This window comes from uncultured Campylobacter sp. (assembly GCF_938045595.1).
Lineage (GTDB): Bacteria > Campylobacterota > Campylobacteria > Campylobacterales > Campylobacteraceae > Campylobacter_B.
This window is the reverse complement of the sequence record NZ_CALIBB010000066.1, coordinates 1-2,840: the sequence shown is the minus strand read 5'-3', so window position 1 is coordinate 2,840 and position 2,840 is coordinate 1. Positions and strand designations below refer to the sequence as shown.

At 48.4% G+C, this 2,840-nt stretch carries 2 protein-coding genes; one reads left to right on the top strand and one right to left on the bottom strand.

Annotated features, from left to right (window positions below; genetic code table 11):
• Nucleotides 1–523 precede the first annotated feature (523 nt).
• Nucleotides 524–1,534: a hypothetical protein gene (locus Q0340_RS02505; protein WP_298082029.1), complete on the bottom strand. Its 1,011-nt coding sequence runs from the start codon at nucleotides 1,532–1,534 to the stop codon at nucleotides 524–526.
• Between the two features lie 240 nt (nucleotides 1,535–1,774).
• Between Q0340_RS02505 and Q0340_RS02500 the strand changes: the two genes are divergently transcribed.
• On the top strand, nucleotides 1,775–2,840 hold a 1,066-nt coding region (locus tag Q0340_RS02500; RefSeq protein ID WP_298082028.1), incomplete at its 3' end, for a M20 family metallo-hydrolase.

Sequence of the window (2,840 nt, the reverse complement as noted above, 5' to 3'; positions counted from 1 at the left end):
ATTTGAAATTCTACATTTAAAATTCCGCTTTAAATTTTTCATTTAAAAAGCTACTTGAGATTTTGTTTTAAAATTTTATCGCGCCGCGCTTTAAATTTTTGCTATTAAATTTGCCGCTAAATCTAGGTGGTGAGGCGAGAGATACGCCACTGTTGCCGCTTATGTGTTTTACGATGAGATTGACGGCGGGGTTGGTTCAAATTCTACATTCTGCGGCGGCTAAAATTTAGAATACGAGTCTTGACTACCGCAAATACTTGTTTTCGTCTGCACCGATCTAGTTAAAATTTTAAGTTGCGTATGCGTTTTAATTACCTATTTCGGCGCCCGGCTGCCGACGTGCGCGAGTAAGCGGTATAAATTTACCGCACGAGCCGCTCGCGTCCGTTTGGCGTAAATTTTATCGCGCTCGCCGTTGCGAGCGCAAAGTAGTATCGAGCCGCAGATTTTAGACTATCTGGTCGCACGCGCTTGAGAAATGGTGTCCTATTTGACGAGCAGAGCATTCCAGATTCCCAAACCGTCAAATTTCAAGCCCTGAAAATTCCTCGTAAAATTTATTTAGATAATCGGTGTAGTAGAAGTTTTGATTTCTAGCATCAAATTTACCTGCTATTTCTAAAGCCATTTTATAAGTATTTTCATCTCCAAATGCGACAATGGGGATAAGCAATTTTAAATAATTCAGATCGTCGTTGCCATCAAGGATCGCACGCGAGTGCTTGCGAGCTAAGCTTAGCGCCATCTCGCGCTCATCCAGCCTAACGGCGATCTCGATTAGCGGCGCGATCTGGTTTATGACGCGAGGATTTGACTCGATCGTCGCCGCGGCCTTGGGTAGCAGGGTTTTTGCCTCCTCTATCTTGCCCGTCTTTATCATGCTAAAAAGTATCGGCGCGTAGGTAGTATGAGGCACCTCGGCACAGGTTAGCTCGCCCGAGAGTATCGGCGCGGCAAGCTCAAGTGCCGCTGCGTGCTCGCCGGCAAAATTTAAATAGGCGATCTCATCGCTTGCTTCGCACGCCTCGCAGTCGCTCATGTCGTCTTTGGCGAGCTTTTTCCACAGCTCATAGTTGGACCTTGCCTCTCTAGCGTCGCCCATATCGATGTTTTGGTTCATCAAAGCCTTGTAGTATGAGGCCAGCGAGAGCTCCAAACGCTCGTAGTAAAACAGCATCGCCTTGTTCACCTCGTCTATGAGCTCCCTTTCGATTATAGAGCTTTTGGCTATGCCCGAGACTATCCATTTAAATTTCCATAGGCAGCTCTCAAAGTCGCCAAAATTCGGGTATTCGCTTTCTTTCAAATTTTGCGCGATGTAGCCCGTGAGCCACATTAGCGCCCTCGTTCTTAAAACCGCGCCGAATTTTTCAAATTCCTCGTTTAGCACAAAGTCGCAAATTTGCGCGGCAAATTCGAAATTTTCCACTTCTACGGCGCCCTTTATCGCATCAAACAGATACTCCTCCTTATCCGCCAACCTATCAAATTGCCTTAGCTTTTCATAAAGCCCCTCTAGCGAGCTCTGTTTCATTCCTGCTCCTCGTTAAATTTTGCGATAATTATATCCGTTTAGTCTGAAGTTAAGCAGGCGCGTCGCGATTTTAAAGCCCAAAAGGCAAAATTTAAAATTTATAGCGTTATCTTAAAGCGGTTTTGCTCGCGTGCCGTTTTGGCGCCCTATTTGCCGCCGCGATAAGTAAATTTCAGCTTTGTTATATAAATTTAATATTAAAATGCCGTACACATAAATTTTTTAAGAAAAGGGGAATTTATGGAGATAAACATGCAGCGCCTTAAAAGCGAGTTCGAGCAGATAAGCCGCTTTGGGGCTTTGGCGGGCGGCGGGCTTACGCGGCTTGCGTTTTCGCGCGAGGATAAAGCGGCGCGCGACTTCCTCATATCGCTACTTCAAAAAGAAAATTTCAAGATCAAAATCGACGACGCGGGCAATATTTTCGCTAAATTTGGAGGCGTTAAAAATCCAGATCTGCCGTCCGTAAGTGCCGGCTCGCATATCGATAGCGTGCCGCAGGGAGGCTTTTACGACGGCACGCTAGGCGTCATGGCCGCTTTGGAAGCGATCCGCGCGGTGCGAGATAGCGGCGAAAAGCTTGCGCGCCCGTTGGAGCTCATCGTCTTTGTTTGCGAGGAATCAAGCCGCTTTAAAATGGCGACCGTAGGCAGCAAGATAATTAGCGGCAAGCTATCGCGGCAGCGGCTAGACGAGCTAAAGGATGGGGACGGAATTTCGCTATTTGACGCCATGCAGGAGTTTGGGCTAAATCCCGCAAATTTAAAAAGCTGCGTCCTGCCAAAATCCAGCTTTCATAGCTATATTGAGCTTCATATTGAGCAGGGACCGGTATTGCAGCGACGCGGCATCCCCGTAGGCATCGTCACGGGTATCGCTGCACCCGTGCGATACGAGCTGCGGATCGAGGGCAGAGCCGATCACAGCGGCGCTACGCCGATGGATATGCGCTGCGACGCCCTGGCTTGCGCTAGCGAGATCATTTTAAGCGCGGAGAGGATCGCCAAGGAGGGCAAAACCACGGTCGCGACGACGGGCTATGCAAACGCGCTACCCGGCGTGCTAAACGTGATCCCGGGCTTTTGCACGCTAGGGCTTGATATACGCGATATAGACGAGGATGCGCTCAGGGCGGCGGACGATCAAATTTGCGCCGCGATAGATGAAATTTGCGCTCGCAGAGGGTGCAAATTTGAACTAAAAAATCTCATCAAAGATCGCCCCGTAAAGCTAAGCGAGGAGATGATAGATCTGCTTGAAAGCTGTGCCGGCGAGCTTAAAATTCCAAGCCTAAGACTTCCTAGCG

What these genes read in the sequence shown, in the direction of transcription:
- Q0340_RS02505 (WP_298082029.1), bottom strand. Translation starts at nt 1,534, where the DNA reads ATGAAACAGAGCTCGCTAGAGGGGCTTTATGAAAAGCTAAGGCAATTT.